Below are 20,279 nucleotides of genomic sequence, written 5' to 3'. Positions count from 1 at the left end.
TCTCCCATGAAACCGGTCATCGGATATACCCTGGGCGACCAGGCGGGCATAGGCCCGGAAGTGGTCGCCGCCGCCTTGTCCTCCGGAGAACTTCCGGCGGAAGCGGAATACCGGCTCATCGGACGCCGGGAGAACGTCCCGGTAGGCAGGCCGAATCCGGAATCCGCCCGCCATGCCTTTGAACATCTGGAACAGGCGGCTCAGGCGCTCCGGGAAGGAGTCATCGACGCCGTCGTGACCGCCCCCGTATGCAAGGAAACGCTGCACGGCGCGGGATTCCGCTGGCCGGGGCAGACGGAATTTTTCGCAGAACGCCTGGAAACGGAGAATTATGCCATGTGCCTGACCGGGAAAAAGTTGACGGTGGGCCTGGCGACCATCCACACCTCCCTGCAAAGCGTCCCCTCTCTGCTGAATACGGAGGAGCTGGTCCGCATCGGAATGCTGCTGAAAGATTTCTGCCGCCGCAAAGGCATTTCCAGGCCGCGCATCGCCCTGGCGGCACTGAACCCCCATGCGGGGGAGCACGGCGCCTTCGGCAACGAGGATGAATCCATCATCTTACCGGCCGTGGAACGGCTGAAGGAATTATGCCCGGAAGCCCTGTTTGAAGGCCCTTCCGTTCCCGACTGCGTGTACCGGGAGGCGGCGGAAGGGCTTTATGACGCCGTGCTGGCCCCCTACCACGACCAGGGACTGATTCCCCTGAAGCTGGTGGACTTCCACACCGCCGTCAACGTCACGCTGGGCCTTCCGCGTCCCCGCCTGAGCCCGGACCACGGCACCGCCTTCAACCTGGCGGGCACCGGAAAGGCCAGCCCGTCCAGCACCATCCACGCCTTCCAGCTGGCTGTCCGGATGGCCTCGGCGCGCTAACGTCCGCTTTCCCGGAGCGCCTTTTCCCTCCACAACCGCGCGATTTTCTCCGGAGTCTCTATCCAGTAATACCGGCTCGTTTCATCGATAATGGGAGTTCCGTCCTCTTCCTCCCTTCTTTCGTCCATCATGAAGAGGGCTGCGACGATCATATCCGCCAGGGTACGTTCCAGAAATTCCTGCCCGTGCTCCTGCTTCACGATCCACGCCCATTGCTCCGGTGTCAGGGGAGGCAGCCTGGATAATCGTTCCGCTTCTTCCACTCTCTTGTCTGCATGTTCCCGGATTAATTGAACACGTCTCTCCCGGCAGGCACGCGTCAATGCTCCGTACAGCAATTCCATGATCCGGTCGTTCAGGCAGTATTCCAGCGCCTTTTCCACACAGCCGTTGCAGATGGGATCATGATCCATGTTGTAGGAAAGGGAATTCCCGGGATCCAATTTCCAGGCCACCAGCTTTTCATAGGAATCTCCGTCCGGAGAAGACGGCAGGGGCAGCGAAGCCCCGGCGATGAAGTCATCCAGGGAATCCACAGCCGCTTTGGATGCCAGCAACAGCCTGCGCAGCGCAGCCATTGCCTTTTCCGCTTCCTGATGGGAAATAACCCCTTCCTCTTCCAGCCTGGAGAGGGAGACGAGCTTATCCTGTCCATTCTTTCCCTTGTCCATCAACGCCTTTTTGAAACTCTTCATTTCGAACTCAGCCATTTGGTACCATTCCTGCGGTGTCGGCGCGCCGGACATGATAGCCTCCCTCCACAGCTTTTCCTGCTTGTCAGCTTCCTTGTTCAGCTCTTCCGTGACTTCCCTGCAGGATGCGGAATCCTTGACCCGGGTGCCGATCATCTCCAGGGCTTTGGAAAATGCGTCGCTTGTCACCACGTCCACCGTCCGGACACCTGCCGCCGCATGAATTCCACATACTGCCCAGCATAGAAAAATAATCCGTAAAAAATTCATGGCAGCACAGAATAATGGAACCGCCGGCGGCATCAATTCTTTTTTCCTGCTGCAGCTTCCCTCCATACCCGGGTGATTCTATCCGGAACAGACAGCCAGTACCGGAAAGCGGCTTCCCTGCCCTCGGAAAAAGGGAAGTCCCCGTCTTCTCCCCCCACCTTTTCCCTGGGGCACAGGCACATGATCAGGGAAACGTCCCTGTCAAAAGATGCCAGAATCTCATGACTTTGCTCCTGTTTCCAAAACCAGCACCATTGTTCCGGCGTCAGGGACGGAAGCCTGGAGAGCCTGCGCGCCTCCTCCACCTTGCGGTCCGCATGAAGCCGGATCAATTGATTGATTCTTTCCTCTTCGGTCCGGTACAAGGCCTCCTCCAGCATTTCCATGACTCCGTCTCCCCAGCAGCTTTTCAGCATATCCTCCAGGCTCCTGTTGACCACGGGATCGGCGTTCATTTCATGAAACAGGGAATTTTCCGGAGATACTTTCCAGGCCAGCAATTTTTCATGGGAATCCCCGTCCGGAGACGGCGGCAGCGGCAGAGCCGCCCGGTCCATGAAGCTTTCCAGTGAATTTAAAGCCGTTTGGGGAGCCAAAAACAGTTTATCCAGGGCGGAGCGTGCCAGGGCCGCGTCTTCGTGGGAAATGCTGCCGTTCTCCTCCAAAGCATCCAGCCGCAGGGGCAATTTCCAGAGTTCCGCCTTTTTGGCCAGCATCATTTTTTTGAATCTCCGCTCTTCCACTTCCGATATTTGAACCCATTCCTGCGGAGTCGGACTTCCGGACATCAGAGCTTCCCTCCACAATTTTTCCTGCCGTCCGGCCTCCGCATTCAACTGTTCCGCGGCTTTTCTGCATGAGGCGGAATCTCCGATCTCCGCGGCCGCCATTTCCATAAGACGCTCAGGCCGGTCATCCGTCAGGACGTCCGCCATCCGGACGCCTGCGTTCGCATTCCCCCAGCAAAAGGCGCCGCCCAGGAAAAGAATGTGAAACCATTTCATCATGAAACAATCATGTCCGGCCATGCGGGAAAAGTCAATTTCCTCTTTCCGCGCGCCGCCGCGGCATTTCATCCCGCAGGGGCAAAATGCAGAAAACGGCCTGTTCCAGAAGACAAGGTAAAAAATAGGCTTGCTTTCTGAAGGCAATCATTGCACCTTATTTGCCCGCAAGGTGCGTACCGTTCGCACGACACATTTCTAATTATCACAAGACCATGAGAAATTACGAAGCTCTTATCGTATTCAACATGAAGGGTACGGAAACCACAGTTGAAGAACTGATCAATTCCGTAGCCGCCACGATGAAGGAAGAAGGCGCCGACATCACCGCCACCGAAAACGTAGGCCGCCGTGAATTCGCCTATGAATCCCACCATCTCGCCGCCGGCCAGTACGTGACCTACACCTTCACGGCGGAACCTTCCGCCATCAAGACCATCCGCGAACGTCTTCGCCTGAATCCCCAGATTCACCTTCAGTACTACAAGCTGATCGGCTAAATCCGGTCCATGCGGACGAAGCATCCGCTCCTTGCTTTTTTTCCAAAAAGAACCGCCTCCACGAAAGGAGGCGGTTCTTTTCTTATGGCTGTCTTCACGAAAGGAAGACGGATTCTCAATAAACATTGGCCGCCTGGGAGGCAATGTCCCGGAGCAGCTTGCGAATGGCGGCAATGGCGGGCATGTCTTCCACGCCGTACGCTCTGGCTATTTTCTCCATATGGGGGAAGCTGATCCATGTGCTTCCCCTGCCGTCCTCCCATACGGCGATGCGCAGAGGCAGTTCCGTGGCAATGCCGGGATTTCTCAGCATCAGGTTGGTCCCTACCTTGGGGGAGCCGAAGACGACCACCCGGGAGGGCGGCATTTCCAGCCCCGCTTCCCGTGCATTTTTTCCGTGGTCAATCCTGGCAAAAACGGGAATGGACCGGGCGGACAGTATCTTTTCAATGCGGTCCATCGTCTCATCCACTCCGAATGTGCTTTCGTAAAGATACAGGGAGTCGTCATCCAGATGGCCGGAACCGAGCCCGGGGTCCAGGGCGCCGGCAATGCGGCGCGCCAGATTGGTCATGTCCACTCCTTCCCTGTTGGCGGTCAGTGTCACGCACACCAGCTCCGCCGGGTCCGTGAATCGGCAGATGTAGGAGGAAAATCCCGGAATTCCGCCCTTGATGTCCATCAGCCCCTTGTGGTGCGGGAACTGCCAGCCGGCCATGGCCGGGACTATTTTTCCATTGTCCAGGCGGACGGGCTTGTAAATCATGTCCCGGTGCTTCTCATCCTTCACCAGGATGGAGCCTGCCAGGCAGACATCCCAGAAGCTGATTTCCTCCGGCGTGGACCAGACGTCCGCAAAACCGCGCAGGGAGGAACGGGCGGGCGCGGGAACCGGCGTGATCTTCCCGTCCTTCACGGCATATCCGGAGGCCGTTTCCGCGGGGTTTACGTAGGCTTCGCGCGATTTGAACAGGGTATGCCTGTTGCCGTGTTCGCGCACGTTGTCCTGCTCCACGGCTCCCAGGTCCTTGCCGAACATGGTATGGTTCAACCCCAGGGGCAGGAACTGGCGCTGCCTGACGAACTCCTCATAAGGCATTCCGGCCACAGCGTCCACAACCATGGAAAGAAGAAGAAAATTGGTGGCGCTCTGCCGCACGTCCGTCCCAGAGGGGAATTCCAGGTCCCCCAGCCTGACCAGAGACAGAAGCTCCGCCGGATCATAATCCCGCGCCGCATCATACTGGGGGGACTTCCTGTAATCCGGAATTCCGGAGGAATGCTGCAAAAGCTGGAGAACCGTGACATTTTTCCATGCTTCCGGAAGGTCCTTGACAAAACGGGACACTTTGTCCGTGATTTCCATACTGCCCTGCTCCACCAGCTGGAAGGCGGCAATGGCGGCGTACGCCTGGGATATCTCCGCAGCGGGCCACAGGGTGTTTGTGGAGGCCAGCAGTCCGGTTTCCGCGTCGGACAGGCCGTAACCCACCACGCGGGGAATGTAGGGAGCCTGGACAATGGCGAGCGTCATGCCGGGGATTTTCTCCTCCTCCATGAAATCGTAGATCAACTGGTCAATGGAGCGGTTCAGGTAGGCCACACGGGAATTTCCGCGTCCCCGGGAGGGGAGCTGCACGGCAACGGAATCATCTTGGGACATATTCGCAGGATTGTTATTCGCAAGGGCCGGGTATCCCATTGCCATGCACGCGCAGGCAAGGAGCCCCCATCCAAAACAGGAAGTATTATTCATGGCGCCTCCATATAAGACCAGATTCCTTCCATTACGTTCATCCGGGAACGGCGGCCCTGCGGGAATATCCCCCACAACGGACGGATTTTCACCCGCCAAGGCGGGAAAAACGGCTTACAGGGAAACAAAATTTTTCAGCAGCTGCACTCCCAGTTTCTGGCTTTTTTCCGGGTGGAATTGCGTGGCTACCAGGTTTCCGCGCCTGATGGCGGCGGCAAAACGCACTCCGTAGGTACAGGAAGCGGCAACCAGGGAACCGTCTTCCGGAACGGGATAGTAGGAATGCACAAAGTAGAAATAGGGGTCTTCCCCCATGCCCTGCCAGACGGGGTCCGCCGGATGGGACAGGGAAAGGCGGTTCCACCCCATGTGGGGCACCTTGAGCTCGGATTCCGGGAAACGCACTACGCGGCCCTTGAAGAGGCCCAGTCCGGGCACACCTTCATCTTCCTCCCCGCTCTCAAAGAGAACCTGGTAACCCACGCAAATGCCCAGGAAAGGCCTGTCCGCCTCAATCCATTCCCGGATCAAGGGGGCCAGCCCCTGGCCGCGGAGCTTTTCAGCGCAGTCTCCGAACGCACCCACGCCCGGCAGCACCAGATGGGTAACGCCCTCCGCATCCTCCGGCGTACGGACCAGATGGCCGTGCACTCCGGCGGCTTCAAACGTATTCAGCACACTGCGGAGATTGCCCGCCCCGTAATCAATCACACCGAGTTTCATGGCTTACAGCATGCCCTTGGTTGACGGAAGGGTTCCGGCGGCCCTGGGATCAATGGCGGCGGCCTGCCGCAGAGTATGGGCGATTCCCTTGAAGACCGATTCCGCAATGTGGTGGCCGTCCCTGCCGTAAAGCACTTCCACGTGAAGGTTGCAGCGCAGATTGTTCGCCAGGGCGCGGCAGAATTCCTCGCACAGGGTCAGCGGAAAGTTGGGCGCGTCCGGAAGGCCGCCTTCCGGAAGGCGGAATACCACGTACGGACGGTTGCTCAGGTCCATGACCACGCGCGTGAGGGTCTCGTCCATGGGGAGATGGGAACAGCCATAGCGCACGATGCCCTTCTTGTCCCCCAGGGCATTCTTGATGCATTCTCCCAAAACGATGCCTACGTCCTCCACCGTGTGATGGGCGTCCACCTCCAGGTCTCCCCTGGCCTGCAGGGTCAGGTCCATCAGGGAATGGCGTGCCAGCAAATCCAGCATGTGGTCAAAAAACGCGTGGCCCGTGGCAACGGCGGCGCACCCCGTGCCATCCAGATTCAGTTCCATGCTGATGTCCGTTTCACCCGTGACTCGTTTGCAAGAAGCATTCCTCATGTGCCTCTTCTATACTGAAGAAGCGGCGGAAGAAAGCAGGAAATACCGCATGCGTAAAGATTTGTGCCCCGCCCCTCCGGCAAAAAGCCGCACGGTCCCGGCGAGGAGACCATGCGGCGTCACATTCACAGGCCCGCGGGCATTTCCCGCAAGCGGCGTATTATTTTTTCTTTTTGGCCTTGGCGGCTTCCCGCTCCTGCTGGCGCTTCTTGTCCCGGTCTTCACGGATCTTTCTCGCGGCTTCCGCGCGTTCCGCGCGTTCACGGGCCCGCTGCTCCTGGAGCCCCACGCGCACCGTTTCCCGCAGTTCCTCATAATATTCCCTGGGAACCTGGGCGGAACGGATGTCCGCCAAAACTTCTTCGGCCTCGTCAAATTTTTTCTCGTCACACAATTCCCAGGCTTTTTTCAGGGCGGCGGAGCCTGCTCCGGTTTCCTTTTCCTGATTTTTCAGGCGTTCCGCATCCGTAGAGGCCACCAGCTTGATGTCGCGCATGGCTTCCAGGGAACCGGCGGTGGGTTCAAACCATCTGTCCCCCCGTTCCCTGACCTTTTTGCGGTGGGCGCGGTGCACTTCCGTCAACTGGTTTTCGCGTTCCCTGAGGGCAACCTGCTTTTTCTGGAAGGCATCCAGCAGGGCGGTGCGCTGCTCCTGCGTGAGCTTGGCATTCCCACGGCGCTTTTCCTCCTCCTGGCTCAGCACCTGGCGTTCCCTTTCCAGGGATTTTTCCTTGGCGGCAATCAGCACATCCAGCGTCCGGTTGACCTGCGCGGAAATTCTCACGGCGTCCGGGTAGGCCTCCGCCAGGGCGGCGGAACCCGGATAGTTTTGCCGCAGGCGGTCATAAACGGCCATGGCCTGGTAGGGCTTGCGTGCGGTATTCAGCGCCTTGAACCGTTTCAGGAGCTTGCCGGCCTCATGATCGTATTTGGTGCGGACCGTGACTTCCGCCGCTTCCTTGGCTTCCTGGGCCGCCTTGGCTCCTTCCACCAGTTTTTTCTCCTCCAGCAGGACCACGATCGTGGCCCGGGCCTTCACGGCGGCGTCGTGGACCTCTCCCTGGGGATTTTTCTTGATCACGGCGTCCAGTTCTTCCAAGGCTGCCTCCAACTCCTTGGTGTTCATGGTTTCCGGCTTGGCATAGTTCTTGTCGATCTTGGCCGCGGCCAGTTCAGCCGGGGACGCCTTTGTGATGGTTTCAATCAGTTCCCTCTTGATGGTCTTGGATTCCTTGATGCCACCGGACACCACTACCATGACGCTGATGGATTCCGGAGTTTCCACCTCTACTGTACAATCCTTGTAAACGGTTCCATCTTTGAGCTTTACTTCATCCGCCACGGACAACGGAACCAGTGCCGACAATACCAGTAAAAGAGACTTGTTCATAAATCTGAGGATTTTTTCAAATTGATTTAACGGATACTTATCTTGCACTTTACCAGAAGAAGCCGTGTTTGCGACAAAAAAAAGCCCGGAGCCGTAAAAACGGTTCCGAGCTCGGAAATAGAATTGATGAGCGCTTATTCAGCAGCGGCTTCCGCGGCGGCGGGAGCGGCTTCTTCAGAAGAAACGCGCGGAGCTTCCACGATGGCCACGATCACGTCGCCAGCCAGTTCCGTGTTCACGCCGGCAGGCAGCTTGAGGTCCGCGATGCTCAGGCTTTCCCCGATCTTCAGGCCGGAAACGTCAGCCTTGATGGATTCCGGCAAGTCCTTGACCTGGCAGGTGACAGACAGTTCATGAATGGTCTGGTCAAGCACGCCGCCCAGGGCTACGCCGGCAGGGTCGCCTTCCAGAATCACGGGAACGATGGAGTGGATGACGGTGGTGTCCTTCACGGCCTGGAAGTCAACATGCAGGCAGGCATTCGTGATGGGGTTGTGCTGGATTTCCTTGAGGAGAACCTTCACGACCTTGCCGTCGATGTCCAGAGCGACCAGAATATGTTCGGAAACGGCGGAAGCCAGCATGCGGGAAAATTCGCGGGCGTCAACCTGGATATTGACATTGTCAAAACCGGGACCGTACACCACGCCGGGAACGAGTCCCTGGCTGCGAAGTTGCTTCAGATTACCGGAGCCGCAGGCTCTCGCTTCGGCCTTGAGGGAATGGGATGTAGCCATGTCTTATAGAGGCAATATTGAGTGTTGATTGATGATGTTTCCTAATCGGGTTCAGGCAGAGGCCCCGCCGGGATTTCTGAACCCGTGTAAACCGATACTCAGGTCAGGGCGCAGGACTCTGCACTAAAATTTGCTAAATGTCAAACAATGATGATACGGATTCTCCGTCATGAATGCGTTGCACGGCGTGGCCCAGCAGATCGCCCACGCTCACGCAGTCCACCTTGGGGCCGTGGGCCATGGGAACGGTGTCGGAGGTGAGTACGCGTTCGATGGAGGAGCCAGAAATGCGGTCGCGGGCCATATCCCCCAGAACGCCGTGGGATACGCAGGCAAACACGCGCTGGGCTCCGCGCTCCTTCAGGATGTTGGCCGCGGCGCACAGGGTGCCGGCCGTTTCCGTCATGTCGTCAATCAGGACGACGTCCCGCCCTTCCACCTCGCCGATCACGTTCATGGCTTCCACATGCGTGGCGTTGAAGCGGTGCTTGGCGACGATGGCCAGTTCCGCGCCCAGGGCGTCGGAATACGCGCGGGCCATTTTCACGCCGCCAACGTCCGGGGAAACGACGACGAGATTGTTGAGGTCCTTTACATAGTGTTCGCGCAAATGGCGGATCAGCACGGGGGCGGCATAAAGATGGTCCACGGGAATGTCGAAGAAGCCCTGGATCTGGGCGGCGTGCAGGTCCATGGTCAGCACGCGGTCCACTCCGGCGGCGGTCAGCAGGTTGGCCACCAGCTTGGCGGTGATGGGAACGCGGGGCTGGTCCTTGCGGTCCTGGCGGGCATACCCGAAGAAGGGGATCACGGCCGTGATGCGTCCGGCGCTGGCGCGGCGGGCGGCATCCACCATCACGCACAATTCCATGATATTATGGTTGGTAGGCGGGCAGGTGGGCTGAATGAGAAAAACATCCCTGCCGCGGATGTTTTCATTTATCTTTACAAAACTTTCTCCATCGGGGAAAGTGTTCACCGTGACGTCCGTCAACTGAATGCCTACGCTTTGCGCAATGCGCTCCGCAAGTTCTCTGTGTGCTGTACCGCTGATAATCTTCATACCGGAAACTGAAAAGCGGACGCATTCTGAACACAGGACCGGATAATCGCAATACTTAATTCTCACAATTTGATTTTTCTGCATGATGGATTCCTCCAACCCCGCCGCGCATGAGAAATTTCTGACCGCCCCCATGCTCGCCGCCCTTGTTTCCGGCGTCCTGCTCCTTGCGTGGCCTTACCTGGCCATGACCGAATTCGGTCCCGGCGGCAGCCAGAACGGCTTCCAGTGGCTTTTTTCCGCATGGAACCCGGAGACGGATTATGAACACGGCTGGCTGGTGATCCCCATCATCGCCTTCATGCTGTACCATGCCAGGCACCGCATCCTCCGCGCGCCCAAACGCATCGACTGGCGCGGGCTGCTGCTGTTTGTCCCGGCCTGCATCCTGCTGATGCTTTCCTTCCGCGTAGGCCAGCCCCGCGTGGCCATGGGCGCCCTGCCCCTGATCCTGCTGGGAGGCGCCTGGTACCTAGCCGGCCCCCAGACGGCCAGGATATGCGCCTTCCCGCTGCTCTTTTTCTGGCTGTGCATTCCGCTGCCTTCCTTCCAGCAGGCCACGGTAGAGCTGCAAATCATCGCCACGCAGTTCGGCCACCTGGGCGGCAGCCTTTTCAGAGTGGACACCTACCTCCAGGGCACCAACATCCGTTCCACGGAAGGGCACTGGGACGCGTTCAACATAGCCGGCGGATGCAGCGGCATGCGCTCCCTGATGGCCCTGATCATGCTTTCCGCCGCATGGGCCTATCTTTCAGATTTGAAGTTCTGGAAAAAGTGCGTGCTTTTTCTCAGCGCCATTCCGCTGGCGGTGATCGGCAACGGCGTGCGCATCGCCAGCATCGTGGTGATGGCGGAATACGGAGACGCCCGGTTTGCGGCCAAAACCTGGCACGACTGGTCGGGCCTGCTTTTCTTTTTTCCCATCTGCCTGCTGGGGCTGGCCTGCGTCCATTCCCTGCTGGCCGGGGAAATGATCTGGAACCCATTCCGCCGCAAAAAGGTAGTCGTCAAAATGAACAAGGCTCAATAAGCGTTTTCCCCGCGCCATGAAATACCAAACGCTCAACATCCTGCTTCTTCCCCTTCTGCTGGCCGCCATGCTCGCCGGCATTTACCTGATGCCCCGGAAGGGGGAGGTTTTCGACTCCTCCATCAGCATGGAACTGCCCACGGGACTGAATCCGGACGGCTGGCACGGCACGCGCCGCCAGGAGTCGGAAGAGGAGCGCAGCATCCTTGCCGCGGATACGGAGTTTTCCAAGGCGGACTACCTCCAGCAGCTGCCCATCAGCGTCGCGGCTCCGGAAAAGGCTCCGGCCCTGTGCCGGGTTTCCATCGTCAAGTCCGGGCATGACCTGAACAATTCCATCCACCGCCCGGAACGCTGCCTTCCGGCCCAGGGTCATTTCAACCTGACGGGAAGCACGGTGCAGGTTCCCGTGGAAGGCCGCGGCATGATTGCCATGACCAGGCTCAAGTCCCAGCAGAACGTGACGCCGGGCCAGGCGAAGCCCACCATCCTGGACAGCATGCATTATTACGTTTTCATCGGCCACGGGCACATGACGGAAGACCACCTGAAACGCACCATGACGGACATGAAAGACAGGGTGCTTTATGGCATGGACCAGCGCTGGTCCTATTTCCAGGTGTCCACCGCTTACGGCGACCTGGTCAACCTGCCGGAAGAGGATGCCCGGAAACAGACGGAACGCCTGATCAGCCAGCTTCTTTCCAAACTGGTGCAGTGGGACGAACTGAACCGGTAGGAACCCGCGTTCCGAAAGGTCAGCGCCCCAGCGCGCCCCTCAGCCAGAAGGCGGCTTCTTCATACAGGCTGAGCTCCTCTTCGGACGGGGATTCGTACAGCATGGGTCCCGGCCTGCGGTGGCAGTAGGGATGGCCTGCGCGATCCTCGCGAAAGCCTGAAAAGGAAAGATTCACGTCCGCCCCGCTGCAATGGCCCCACCGTCCTCCCATCCTGGGAACGGCATCCATGAAGCCTCCGCCTTCACCCAGATAGGAGTTGCCCCACCAGTCCACGGATTCCGGACGGCTGTTTTTCTGCCGCCGCGCTACGGCGTCAATGGTCAGCAGGCAGAGAGGGGCGAGACACGGCGCCTGCCGCCTGGCGACTTCCACGGCGCAGGAGCCGCCGTAACTGTGGCCTATCAGCACCATGGGCACGTCCGGCAGTTCCCGGCGCATCCGTTCCAGGTCTTCCGCAATCCGGTCGCACCTGTCCCGAAATACGCCCAACCCGCCGCCGTCCCAGTGGTAATAGGCCGTGGCATGAGCCGCACCGGGCAGAAAACCGGGGAAGGCCGCCTCCAGCCGGCTCAGGCAGCCCAGCATCACGTCCCCGAATCCCCCGATGAATACGGCCAGGTAATCCGGCGTCCGACCGCCGGAACCCAAGTTCAAGGTCCTTTGGAAATGCATGACGGCCCCCATCATGAAGAATTCGCGTCAATATCCAAGCCCATAAGACGATCTGGCTTGATAAAATCGCCAAACTGTCCAAAGGTGATGATATGCAAGCAATCATTCATCAATGGGCTTTCAACGGGAGCTTTGAACAGCTCGCCTCCCTGCCCCGGCAGGAACTCGTCAATGACTGGTTCGGCTACGATGTGGAGCCAAGCGCGGAATTCGCCTTTGCCACGGACGGCCAGTACATCTGGTTTTTGGCCGCCCGCAACAGGGAAGCCACCGTGCATCCGGACGCCCGGCCCGGCCAGTTTCAGCCGGAATTGTGGCGGTATGACCTGGCCGAATGGTTCCTTGCCTCCGGCGAGGGGACTAATTACTGGGAATTCAACCTCGCCCCCAACGGCGCGTGGTGGGCCTGCGCCTTTACCGATGTGCGCCGCGCGAATGAAGATATTCCCGCCCCGCTGGCCGTGGATACCGAATGCATTCTGACGGACGAAGGCTGGTGCGCCATGGCGAGAATTCCGCTGAATGAATTGCGGGGCGTGGACATCCGGGACTGCAAGCTGGCGGCTACGTTCATTCTGGAGACCCCGGACCAGATTTTCCTGACCACCGCGGACGATCTTTCCGGAGAACCTGATTTCCACCGCCCGGACTGCTTCTCCACGCCCATTCTGAAATAGTCCATGTCTTTGGAAGAGGACATTTCCCGCATTCTGGGCCGCGGAAAAACCTCCGCGGACCCGGAAGTCCTGGCTCTTCACGCCGGAGATAAATGGTACGCGTCCGTGCTGCCGGAACTGGTCGTTTTCCCGGAAAGCACGGAAGACGTCTGCCTGCTGATGCGCTATGCCTCCTCCATGAACATTCCGGTCACGGCGCGCGGCGGGGGCGTGGGCTACGTGGGCGGGTGCGTGCCCGTGCGCGGCGGCATCAGCCTGTCGCTGGAACGGATGAACCGCATTCTGGAAATAGCTCCGGAAGACGGCGTGGCCGTGGTGGAGCCCGGCGTGGTCACGGCGGACCTCCAGCGCGAAGTCCGCGCCCTGGGCTGGTTTTACCCGCCGGACCCGGCTTCCAGAAAGGAATGCAGCATCGGCGGCAACATAGCCACCAACGCGGGAGGCCCCCGGTGCCTGAAATACGGAGTCACCAAAGCCTACGTGCTGGGGCTCACCGTAGTGCTTGCCAGCGGGGAAGTGGTGGAATGCGGGGGACGCACCCATAAGAACAAGACGGGCTTCGACCTCGGCGACCTTTTCATCGGCTCGGAAGGGATGCTGGGCATCATCACCCGTGCCGTCCTGAGAATCATTCCCCATCCGGAAGCCTTCGGCGCGCTGAGCGTCAGCTTTCCCGAATTTCCGCTGGCCGCCGCCGCCGTACAGCGGATACTGGCCGGCGGCCATCTCCCTTCCGCGCTGGAGATCACGGACAGCTTCACCCTCCAGGCCGCGCGGGCCTATCTGGGGGAGAGTTCCCTCCCCTCCGGCAGCCGCGGGCACCTGATCGTGGAAGTGGACGGCAGGCGGGCCGCCGTGAAGGAAGAACTGGATTCCCTGTGCGCCCTGCTGGAAGAATGCGGCGCCACGGATATTCTGAGGGCCGATACGGAAGAGGAGGCGGAAGCCGTCTGGCAGCTCCGCAGGGAATTTTCCTACAGCCTGAAAGCCACCGGCATGACCAAGCTCAACGAGGATATCGTCATTCCCAGGTCCCGCCTGGTGGAGCTGGTGGAGTTCTGCGAGGCCATGCACCGGGAAACGGGGCTGGACATCGCCTGTTTCGGCCATTCCGGGGACGGCAATATCCATACCAATATCATGGTGGACGATTACGCGGACCCGGAAAAAAAGGCCCTGGCGGACGCCTGCGTGGACAGGCTGTTCCACTGGGTGCTGGCCTGCGGAGGCTCCATCACCGGGGAACACGGCATCGGCCTGGCGAAAGCCAAATGGTTCCGGGAAGCCGTGGGGGAAGGCGCCTTCCACCTGCACGAACTCGTCAAAACCGCCCTGGACCCGGGAAATTTGCTCAATCCGGGAAAAATGGGACTTCCGTAGCGTAAATTATTCTTCCATGACGGCCCCGGACGGGGCATCATGGCCCCAGCACTTCATGAACAGTCCGCACAAGTCCATACTAGCCTACCTTTTCGATCACTTTCCGGCAGCGGATGCCATCCTGGTGTTCATGCTGGACCATCCCCTGGCCTGGTTCACGCCCAAGTGGCGCAGGAAGGGCCGCATGGCCCTGAAAGCGGTGCGCCGCTATATCAACTACAACCGCGACATCCTGCCGCCCGAACGCCTGGCGGAATTCCAGGAAAACCGGGATTTGCTGAAAACCGCCCTGTTGCGCGGAGACAGGGCGCAAACGGAGTCCGTCACCGCCAAACTGGAATCCACCTTGGAGTCCATTCCCGGCGCGCTGCCCTCCGGACTGGCGGAGAACGTGGAAGTCCTGTTCGTGATTCTGGCCATTTTCCTGGGGCTGCGCTGCTATGTGGTCCAGCCCTTCCGCATTCCGACCGGCTCCATGCAACCTTCCCTGAACGGCATCCGCGCCATTCCTCAGGAGGGTACCCCCTCCCTGATGAAGAAAATAGGGGACATGGTTCTTTACGGCGGCTCCTATGTCCATGAAACGGCCCAGAAGGAAAAGAAGATTGTCCGCTTCGTGCCCGGCACCAAGTATCTTTTGCTGACCGTCACCAACGTGCAGTTCGACGACGGCTCCACGCTGGAAATCCCGGCGGCGGAGGCGGAAACGCGCCGCTACTTCCTCAACCAGGAGCCCCGGTTCGAGGCCGAACGCAACACCCCCTTCAGAACCTACCTGCCGGGAGACACCATCGTCAACGCCCGGTTTGACGCCGGAGACCTGATTCTGGTGAACAAGATGGCCTACCATTTCCGCAAGCCGGAGCGCGGCGAGGTCTTCGTGTTCGACACGCGCGGCATTGAGGGCATCGCCAACAAGGGCAGCAGCACCGGACAGGAAGGAGGCACCCACTACGTGAAGCGTCTGTGCGGCGTTCCGGGAGATTCCCTGAGCATCAAGGACTCCCAATTGATCGTGAACGGAGAACCCGCCAAGGAATGGACCATTCAGCGGGTGGCGTCCGGCAAGCCTCCCTACCAGCCCTGCGGCTACGTGGCGCTCCCCGCCCCGCTGAGCCTGCTGGACGGCAGGGCCTATATTACGGAAGGAACCACCGTGCACCTGTCCAAGGACAAGAACCGCCCCTATCTGCGGGAATACGTGGCGCTGGGGGACAATTCCACCCGTGAAAATTCCTTCGACTCCCGCTACTGGGGGCCCGTGCATCAATACAACATCGTAGGCCCCGCCAGTTTCTGCCTGTGGCCCTTTACCTCTCACTGGGGACTCATTCCCTGATCCCCGCCATGCGCCGCCAGACAGTTTTTTCCCGTCAAGACATGACCCAAGCCCAGACCATCACCAGCAAGGCCAAATCCAACCTGGCCTTCGCTCTCATTGACCTTCCAGAAGAAGAGCGCCGTCATATGGCGGAATTCTACGCCTTCTGCCGCACCGTGGACGACATTGTGGACGAGCCCGGAATGACGCCCCAGGAACGCCACAACGCCCTCAACCGCTGGATCAAGGTCATCAACGGGGAGCAGGGGCTGGAACTGTCGGAACTGGAAGAGGACATCGTGGCCCTGATCCAGGACCTGGATCTGGACACCACACCCATGCTCCACCTGATCGAAGGCTGCCGTTCCGACATCAACCAGCAGCAGCCCCTCACCCGTGACGAACTTCTGGACTATACGTACTGCGTGGCGTGCTGCGTAGGCCTGACGTCCGCCCGCATCATGGGGGCAGGCGAGGAGTCCTACCCGTATGCGATTGCCCTGGGGCACGCTCTCCAGATGGTGAACATCATCCGGGACGTGGCGGAAGACTGCAACAGATCCAACCGCATTTACCTTCCCAAAGAGGACATGGAGCGCTTCGGCTATACCCTGGAGGATTTGCGCAACGGCGTGTATTCTCCGCAATTAAAGGAGTTGCTGCAATATGAAGCGGACCTGGCGGAACAGTTCTTCCGGGATGCGGAAGAGGAATACAACCGCCTCAGCCCGGAGGACAAGGCGGCCCTCGTCCCCGCTCAAGCCATGTCGCTCATTTACCACACCATTCTGGACAAGATGAAGGCGGGCGGCTTCCGCATCTTCGACATCCGCTACCGCGTCAACACCTTCCACAAGCTCTGGCTCCTGTTCCGCACCAAGCTGGACATCGACCCGCAGTCCTACTACGACAAGTCCAAGGCTTATTACGACAAGCTGGTGGGCTTTCTGTCCCGGCCGATGAAAAAGGATGAAAAGTAAGCGCGCCCGGCCGCTCGCACCCGTTTTTCACGGACTTTTTCCGGACATATCTCCGTTCAGATAGGAGACCGCATTTTCCGGCACCTGCGTCCGGCATCCGCCGCTGGGAAATGCCTGTACGGGGCTGTGCAAGACGGCAGGCCGCAACCGGAAAAGAAGGGGAGTCTCCGTACGCGACGCGGAAAAGGATTCCGTTTTATTCAGCCCTGATGCAGGTCAGGCTCAACAATTTTGCACGGTTTTTATGCCCCAAAGAGGGGAATACCCTGCCTAACGGTGCCGGGAAGCATGCACCGTCACGGAAACGCTGTCCGTGCGCGGCAGAATGAATTTGTGCAGCGTGACAACCACATGCCGCGCGCCGAATTGTTCCAGGCAGACGTTGCCGAGATCCTCCGCCAGCGTCTCCACCAGCTTGCGGGGATGCGCCAGGGCTTCCGCCCTCAGGGCCTGGGCGATGGAGTCGTAACAGACGGTCTTTGAAAAATCATCGTTCAATCCGGACAGGGCTTCATCCGGGTAAAAGGCAATGTCCGCCTTCAGCGTCTGCATGGAGGCGCGTTCCTCATCCGGCACGCCGATGAAGGTGTCCAGTTCCAGGCCGTGGATGTTGATGGAGTCCTGCGTGTCCGACGGCAGGGCGTAGCGGCGCATCAGGGTGCGCAGGACGAGCAGGTCCGGAACGATGATGTCCGGCTTTACGCGGGAAAGCTGGGCGGCGTCATTGTAGCCGGTCAGAACGGCAATGGACGTGATTCCGGCATGGTGGGCCGTCTCCACGTCGTGCTGCATGTCCCCGATGAAGGCGGTTTCATGAGCATGAAGGCCATGCTGGCCCAGAAGGGTGTGGATGTGGGTGTCCTTGTGGCGGATGCCCGCATGAATGGCCTCAAAGTATTCCATCATTCCCAGTTCCCGGCACTGGATGTCGAATTCCTTGGCGTCCACGCTCGTCAGGATGAAGCAACGCACGCCGCGCGCGCGGCAGAATTCCAGGAATTCCCGCGCGTGGGGAAGTACCTCCACCGTGGCGGTGGAAACGCGGAAGGCGTAACGGAAATGGTCTTCCAGTTCGTTCAGGTCCGCCTGGGGCAGGACGCGTGCGTAATAGTCCGGATAGGGGAGCTGGAATTCCGCCCGGAATTCGTCACTGTTCATGCAGGGCTTGCCGTACTGGGAAAAGACGTAGTTGGAGGCGTCCAGCGTCAGCGCCAGATCGTCCACCAGCGTACCGGACCAATCGAAAATCAGATTCTTGAACATGGGAGTATGTGTAGGGGAAAACTCAATCCAGCGCGTACCGCATGGCGGCCATACCGAAAAAGGCGGCCGTTTCCACCCGCAGGACGATGGGGCCGAGTGTCACGAGAACGAATCCCGCCTCCAGGGCCGCCGCGGTTTCCTGCTCCGTGAAATCCCCTTCCGGCCCTACCAGCAGGGAGGCTTTTTTTACGGAACGGCCGCGCGCTTCTTCCAAAACGTCCCGCACGGGACGCACACCGGGCACCAGGGACGCAATCACATTCAGGCCGTCCGGCACGCCGCGGCCCAGCCATTCCGCAAACGGCACGGGAAGCTCCACGGCCGGGAGCGTGTTCTGCCCGCACTGCTTGCAGGCCTCCAGGGCGATGCGCTGCCATTTCTGCCTTTTGGCCTCCGCTTCGCGGGCGTTCAGGCGCACGATGGTCCGGTCCGTGATGAGGGGGACGATGGCGGAAACGCCCAATTCCACCGCCTTCTGGATGATGAGGTCCATGTTGGCCCCCTTGGGGATTGCCTGGCAAAGCGTCACGGAAGCCAGGGACGGAGCGGGGGGGCACTCTTCCCCGGGCGTCAGAAGCACGCCGGAACTGCGCGGGGCTTCCGCCACCACGGCATGGGCGGCGCGGCCCCGGCCGTCAAAGACCACGCAGGCGTCTCCCTGTCTCAGGCGGAGCACCTTGGCCGCATGGTGCGCTTCATCCCCGCGGAGCTCCCAGACGGGAGCGGACCATTCCGATGGGGGGAGAAAGAAGCGCGCCATGTGCGAGGAAAGTTGTTCCGGCCTTTATTTGTTCTTGAGGTAACGGGCGGCCTTGTCGGCAAACGCCACGCAGGCGGGCTGGTTGCGCTTTTCATCCAGGGTGGACGCAAAGGCGTTCAGCTTGTCCGTCTGGTCCTTGCTGAGCTGGGTGGGGATTTCCACTTCCACCTCCACCAGCATGTCTCCGACTTCAGAACTGCGCAGGGCCTTGACGCCCTTGCCGCGCAGACGGAAGATCATGCCGTTCTGCGTGCCTTCCGGCAGCTTGATGGTAGCGGCCCCGTCCAGAGTGGGGACTTTCAGCTTGCCGCCAGTGACGGCAAGAGCCAGAGGCACCGGAACGGTGCAGCTTAGGTCGTTGCCCTCACGCTGGAAAATGTCGTGCGGCTTCACGTCGATGAATACGTGCAGGTCCCCCGTGGGGCCTCCGTGGACACCGGCGTCCCCTTCCCCGGCAATGCGGAGCTGGCTGCCCGTAGTAACGCCCGCCGGAATGCGGATGGTGATATGGGAGTCCTCCCTCACGCGGCCCTCTCCGTGGCAGACGGGACAGGGGTCGGAAATGATTTCCCCGGTGCCGTGGCACGTGGGGCAGGTGGATTGCTGGACAAAAAACCCGCTTTGCTGGGTGATGATGCCGCGCCCCTGGCAGGTCGGGCAGGTCTTGAACGCTTCCTTGCCTTCCCTGGCTCCGGAGCCGTGGCAGGTCTTACAGGTTACCAGGCGTTCGATTTCCAGCTGCTTGGTGCAGCCGCGGGCCGCTTCCTCCAGCGTGATATCCAAATCATAACGCAGGTCGGAACCGGGCCTTTTGCTGGAACGCTTCTGGCCGCCGCGGGCGCCGCCCCCGAACATGTCCGCAAAGCCTCCCATTCCGGAGAACATCTGGGCAAAGATATCCATCGGGTCCTGGAACCCGCCGCCTCCGGCATAGCCGCCGCCCCCGGTTCCGCCCTGTTCAAAGGCGGCGTGGCCGAAGCGGTCGTAGGCAGCTCTCTTGTCCGCATCGGAAAGCACTTCATAGGCCTCCCCCAGCTCCTTGAACTTTTCCTCCGCGGAGGGGTCGTCCGGGTTTCGGTCGGGGTGGTATTTCAGGGCCAGCTTGCGGTAGGCCTTTTTAATCTCGTCATCTGTGGCGCTTTTGGAAACGCCCAGGATTTCGTAATAATCTTTTTTAGCCATGTGGCGTGAATGTTGGAAAACGGTCAAACTTCGGGCTCGGGTTCCGGCGCATGGGCCACCACGACGTTTGCCGGGCGCAGAAGCCTGTCTTTCAACGTGTAACCTTTGCGGATAACGCGCAGGACGGTTCCCTCCGGCTGGTCGGAAGGCTCGCGCTGGATGGCTTCTTCCGTGGCGTGGTCAAACATGCTGCCCACCACCGGGTCCAAAGCCTGTACGCCGTTGGAGGCGAGGAACTCGTCCAGCTGCTTTTTCACCATGCTCATGCCCACGTAGATCATGGAGGAGGCATCCGCGCTGGCGGCGGCCATGCCCATTTCAAAATTGTCGATGACGGGCAGGAGTTCCTCCAGCAGGCGCTGGTTGGCAAACTTGGCGCACTCTTCCTTTTCCTTCACCATGCGCTTGCGGTAGTTGTCGTATTCCGCTGCGGTGCGCATGGCGGAATCCCGCCATTTCAACAGTTCCTCTTCCAGTGAAGACACAGCTTCCTGTTCCTCTGCGGCCGCTCCTTCCGCCTGTTCCAGGATTTCCTTTTCCCCGGCATCCGCGTTCTGATTCTGTTCTTCGTCGCTCATGCGGGCACTCTAAATATTTTTACGGTTTGCGTCAACGGCCTGCTAAGACATGTCTGACGTTTGACACGTGATGATGCGCATGCAATGC

At 59.8% G+C, this 20,279-nt stretch carries 21 protein-coding genes; 8 read left to right on the top strand and 13 right to left on the bottom strand.

Annotated features, from left to right (window positions below; genetic code table 11):
• Positions 1 to 6 precede the first annotated feature (6 nt).
• Positions 7 to 876: a 4-hydroxythreonine-4-phosphate dehydrogenase PdxA gene (gene pdxA, locus HMPREF3039_RS05685; RefSeq protein ID WP_067571364.1), complete on the top strand. Its 870-nt coding sequence runs from the start codon at positions 7 to 9 to the stop codon at positions 874 to 876.
• On the opposite strand, the gene HMPREF3039_RS05680 is transcribed toward pdxA, so the two are convergent.
• Both HMPREF3039_RS05680 and HMPREF3039_RS05675 read right to left on the bottom strand, forming a co-directional pair.
• Entirely contained in the window at positions 873 to 1,760 is an 888-nt protein-coding gene (locus HMPREF3039_RS05680; RefSeq protein ID WP_147549594.1) for a hypothetical protein, read from the bottom strand. The genes pdxA and HMPREF3039_RS05680 overlap by 4 nt on opposite strands.
• 110 nt (positions 1,761 to 1,870) lie before the next feature.
• Positions 1,871 to 2,845, bottom strand: a complete 975-nt coding sequence (locus tag HMPREF3039_RS05675; protein WP_147549597.1) for a hypothetical protein — start codon at positions 2,843 to 2,845, stop codon at positions 1,871 to 1,873.
• A 212-nt stretch (positions 2,846 to 3,057) separates the two neighbouring features.
• On the opposite strand from HMPREF3039_RS05675, the gene rpsF reads away from it, so the two are divergent.
• Positions 3,058 to 3,342, top strand: a complete 285-nt coding sequence (rpsF, locus tag HMPREF3039_RS05670; RefSeq protein WP_067571358.1) for a 30S ribosomal protein S6 — start codon at positions 3,058 to 3,060, stop codon at positions 3,340 to 3,342.
• A 115-nt stretch (positions 3,343 to 3,457) separates the two neighbouring features.
• On the opposite strand, the gene HMPREF3039_RS05665 is transcribed toward rpsF, so the two are convergent.
• From HMPREF3039_RS05665 to HMPREF3039_RS05640, 6 genes are all read right to left on the bottom strand, one after another.
• On the bottom strand, positions 3,458 to 5,005 hold the full coding sequence (locus HMPREF3039_RS05665; protein WP_067571709.1) for a serine hydrolase: 1,548 nt from the start codon (positions 5,003 to 5,005) through the stop codon (positions 3,458 to 3,460).
• A 207-nt stretch (positions 5,006 to 5,212) separates the two neighbouring features.
• On the bottom strand, positions 5,213 to 5,821 hold the full coding sequence (gene hisH / locus HMPREF3039_RS05660; protein WP_067571356.1) for an imidazole glycerol phosphate synthase subunit HisH: 609 nt from the start codon (positions 5,819 to 5,821) through the stop codon (positions 5,213 to 5,215).
• A 3-nt stretch (positions 5,822 to 5,824) separates the two neighbouring features.
• The gene (gene hisB / locus HMPREF3039_RS05655) at positions 5,825 to 6,415 is read right to left on the bottom strand and encodes an imidazoleglycerol-phosphate dehydratase HisB (protein WP_067571354.1); all 591 of its coding nucleotides are present in this window, start codon (positions 6,413 to 6,415) and stop codon (positions 5,825 to 5,827) included.
• Between the two features lie 160 nt (positions 6,416 to 6,575).
• Complete coding sequence (locus HMPREF3039_RS05650) at positions 6,576 to 7,805, bottom strand: hypothetical protein (RefSeq protein ID WP_067981956.1); 1,230 nt, start codon at positions 7,803 to 7,805, stop codon at positions 6,576 to 6,578.
• A gap of 134 nt (positions 7,806 to 7,939) precedes the next feature.
• Positions 7,940 to 8,542 (bottom strand): 50S ribosomal protein L25, encoded by a 603-nt coding sequence (locus HMPREF3039_RS05645; RefSeq protein WP_067951982.1) that lies wholly within the window; start codon positions 8,540 to 8,542, stop codon positions 7,940 to 7,942.
• A 133-nt stretch (positions 8,543 to 8,675) separates the two neighbouring features.
• On the bottom strand, positions 8,676 to 9,605 hold the full coding sequence (locus HMPREF3039_RS05640; RefSeq protein WP_067571348.1) for a ribose-phosphate diphosphokinase: 930 nt from the start codon (positions 9,603 to 9,605) through the stop codon (positions 8,676 to 8,678).
• Between the two features lie 82 nt (positions 9,606 to 9,687).
• On the opposite strand from HMPREF3039_RS05640, the gene HMPREF3039_RS05635 reads away from it, so the two are divergent.
• On the top strand, positions 9,688 to 10,638 hold the full coding sequence (locus HMPREF3039_RS05635) for an exosortase/archaeosortase family protein (protein WP_067571346.1): 951 nt from the start codon (positions 9,688 to 9,690) through the stop codon (positions 10,636 to 10,638).
• 16 nt (positions 10,639 to 10,654) lie between these two features.
• Positions 10,655 to 11,377, top strand: a complete 723-nt coding sequence (locus tag HMPREF3039_RS05630) for an exosortase-associated EpsI family protein (protein WP_067571344.1) — start codon at positions 10,655 to 10,657, stop codon at positions 11,375 to 11,377.
• 19 nt (positions 11,378 to 11,396) lie between these two features.
• On the opposite strand, the gene HMPREF3039_RS05625 is transcribed toward HMPREF3039_RS05630, so the two are convergent.
• On the bottom strand, positions 11,397 to 12,032 hold the full coding sequence (locus HMPREF3039_RS05625) for an alpha/beta hydrolase family protein (RefSeq protein WP_147549600.1): 636 nt from the start codon (positions 12,030 to 12,032) through the stop codon (positions 11,397 to 11,399).
• A 110-nt stretch (positions 12,033 to 12,142) separates the two neighbouring features.
• Here HMPREF3039_RS05625 and HMPREF3039_RS05620 point away from each other — a divergent pair, with 110 nt between their 5' ends.
• The 4 genes from HMPREF3039_RS05620 to HMPREF3039_RS05605 are packed head-to-tail and all read left to right on the top strand — an operon-like array spanning position 12,143 to position 16,408.
• A complete protein-coding gene (locus HMPREF3039_RS05620; RefSeq protein WP_067571340.1) occupies positions 12,143 to 12,727 on the top strand; it encodes a DOMON-like domain-containing protein in 585 nt (194 codons plus the stop codon).
• A gap of 3 nt (positions 12,728 to 12,730) precedes the next feature.
• Positions 12,731 to 14,107 (top strand): FAD-binding oxidoreductase, encoded by a 1,377-nt coding sequence (locus HMPREF3039_RS05615; protein WP_067571338.1) that lies wholly within the window; start codon positions 12,731 to 12,733, stop codon positions 14,105 to 14,107.
• A gap of 55 nt (positions 14,108 to 14,162) precedes the next feature.
• A complete protein-coding gene (gene lepB, locus HMPREF3039_RS05610; RefSeq protein ID WP_167506731.1) occupies positions 14,163 to 15,446 on the top strand; it encodes a signal peptidase I in 1,284 nt (427 codons plus the stop codon).
• 41 nt (positions 15,447 to 15,487) lie between these two features.
• The gene (locus HMPREF3039_RS05605) at positions 15,488 to 16,408 is read left to right on the top strand and encodes a phytoene/squalene synthase family protein (protein WP_167506732.1); all 921 of its coding nucleotides are present in this window, start codon (positions 15,488 to 15,490) and stop codon (positions 16,406 to 16,408) included.
• A gap of 270 nt (positions 16,409 to 16,678) precedes the next feature.
• On the opposite strand, the gene HMPREF3039_RS05600 is transcribed toward HMPREF3039_RS05605, so the two are convergent.
• From HMPREF3039_RS05600 to HMPREF3039_RS05585, 4 genes are read right to left on the bottom strand one after another with little or no spacing between them, the layout of a single operon-like run.
• Positions 16,679 to 17,671 carry an HAD hydrolase-like protein gene (locus tag HMPREF3039_RS05600; RefSeq protein ID WP_067571332.1) on the bottom strand — a complete coding sequence of 331 codons (993 nt, stop codon included), beginning with the start codon at positions 17,669 to 17,671 and terminating at the stop codon, positions 16,679 to 16,681.
• Positions 17,672 to 17,693: 22 nt separating this feature from the next.
• The gene (locus tag HMPREF3039_RS05595) at positions 17,694 to 18,431 is read right to left on the bottom strand and encodes a 16S rRNA (uracil(1498)-N(3))-methyltransferase (RefSeq protein ID WP_067571330.1); all 738 of its coding nucleotides are present in this window, start codon (positions 18,429 to 18,431) and stop codon (positions 17,694 to 17,696) included.
• A gap of 24 nt (positions 18,432 to 18,455) precedes the next feature.
• Entirely contained in the window at positions 18,456 to 19,613 is a 1,158-nt protein-coding gene (dnaJ, locus tag HMPREF3039_RS05590) for a molecular chaperone DnaJ (RefSeq protein ID WP_067571328.1), read from the bottom strand.
• Positions 19,614 to 19,636: 23 nt separating this feature from the next.
• Complete coding sequence (locus HMPREF3039_RS05585; RefSeq protein WP_067571326.1) at positions 19,637 to 20,191, bottom strand: nucleotide exchange factor GrpE; 555 nt, start codon at positions 20,189 to 20,191, stop codon at positions 19,637 to 19,639.
• Between the last annotated feature and the right edge of the window lie 88 nt (positions 20,192 to 20,279).

Source organism: Akkermansia sp. KLE1798 (genome assembly GCF_001580195.1).
Taxonomy (GTDB): Bacteria; Verrucomicrobiota; Verrucomicrobiia; order Verrucomicrobiales; family Akkermansiaceae; genus Akkermansia; species Akkermansia biwaensis.
This window is presented reverse-complemented; position numbering and strand designations above follow the sequence as displayed.

Coding starts and splice junctions, on each gene's coding strand:
- pdxA (WP_067571364.1), top strand. CDS start 7: ATGAAACCGGTCATCGGATATACCCTGGGCGACCAGGCGGGCATAGGC.
- HMPREF3039_RS05675 (WP_147549597.1), bottom strand. CDS start 2,845: ATGATGAAATGGTTTCACATTCTTTTCCTGGGCGGCGCCTTTTGCTGG.
- hisH (WP_067571356.1), bottom strand. CDS start 5,821: ATGAAACTCGGTGTGATTGATTACGGGGCGGGCAATCTCCGCAGTGTG.
- HMPREF3039_RS05615 (WP_067571338.1), top strand. CDS start 12,731: ATGTCTTTGGAAGAGGACATTTCCCGCATTCTGGGCCGCGGAAAAACC.
- HMPREF3039_RS05600 (WP_067571332.1), bottom strand. CDS start 17,671: ATGTTCAAGAATCTGATTTTCGATTGGTCCGGTACGCTGGTGGACGAT.
- HMPREF3039_RS05665 (WP_067571709.1), bottom strand. CDS start 5,005: ATGTCCCAAGATGATTCCGTTGCCGTGCAGCTCCCCTCCCGGGGACGC.
- dnaJ (WP_067571328.1), bottom strand. CDS start 19,613: ATGGCTAAAAAAGATTATTACGAAATCCTGGGCGTTTCCAAAAGCGCC.
- HMPREF3039_RS05605 (WP_167506732.1), top strand. CDS start 15,488: ATGACCCAAGCCCAGACCATCACCAGCAAGGCCAAATCCAACCTGGCC.
- HMPREF3039_RS05645 (WP_067951982.1), bottom strand. CDS start 8,542: ATGGCTACATCCCATTCCCTCAAGGCCGAAGCGAGAGCCTGCGGCTCC.
- lepB (WP_167506731.1), top strand. CDS start 14,163: ATGAACAGTCCGCACAAGTCCATACTAGCCTACCTTTTCGATCACTTT.
- HMPREF3039_RS05635 (WP_067571346.1), top strand. CDS start 9,688: ATGATGGATTCCTCCAACCCCGCCGCGCATGAGAAATTTCTGACCGCC.
- HMPREF3039_RS05640 (WP_067571348.1), bottom strand. CDS start 9,605: ATGAAGATTATCAGCGGTACAGCACACAGAGAACTTGCGGAGCGCATT.
- HMPREF3039_RS05595 (WP_067571330.1), bottom strand. CDS start 18,431: ATGGCGCGCTTCTTTCTCCCCCCATCGGAATGGTCCGCTCCCGTCTGG.
- HMPREF3039_RS05650 (WP_067981956.1), bottom strand. CDS start 7,805: ATGAACAAGTCTCTTTTACTGGTATTGTCGGCACTGGTTCCGTTGTCC.
- HMPREF3039_RS05620 (WP_067571340.1), top strand. CDS start 12,143: ATGCAAGCAATCATTCATCAATGGGCTTTCAACGGGAGCTTTGAACAG.
- HMPREF3039_RS05585 (WP_067571326.1), bottom strand. CDS start 20,191: ATGAGCGACGAAGAACAGAATCAGAACGCGGATGCCGGGGAAAAGGAA.
- rpsF (WP_067571358.1), top strand. CDS start 3,058: ATGAGAAATTACGAAGCTCTTATCGTATTCAACATGAAGGGTACGGAA.
- hisB (WP_067571354.1), bottom strand. CDS start 6,415: ATGAGGAATGCTTCTTGCAAACGAGTCACGGGTGAAACGGACATCAGC.
- HMPREF3039_RS05630 (WP_067571344.1), top strand. CDS start 10,655: ATGAAATACCAAACGCTCAACATCCTGCTTCTTCCCCTTCTGCTGGCC.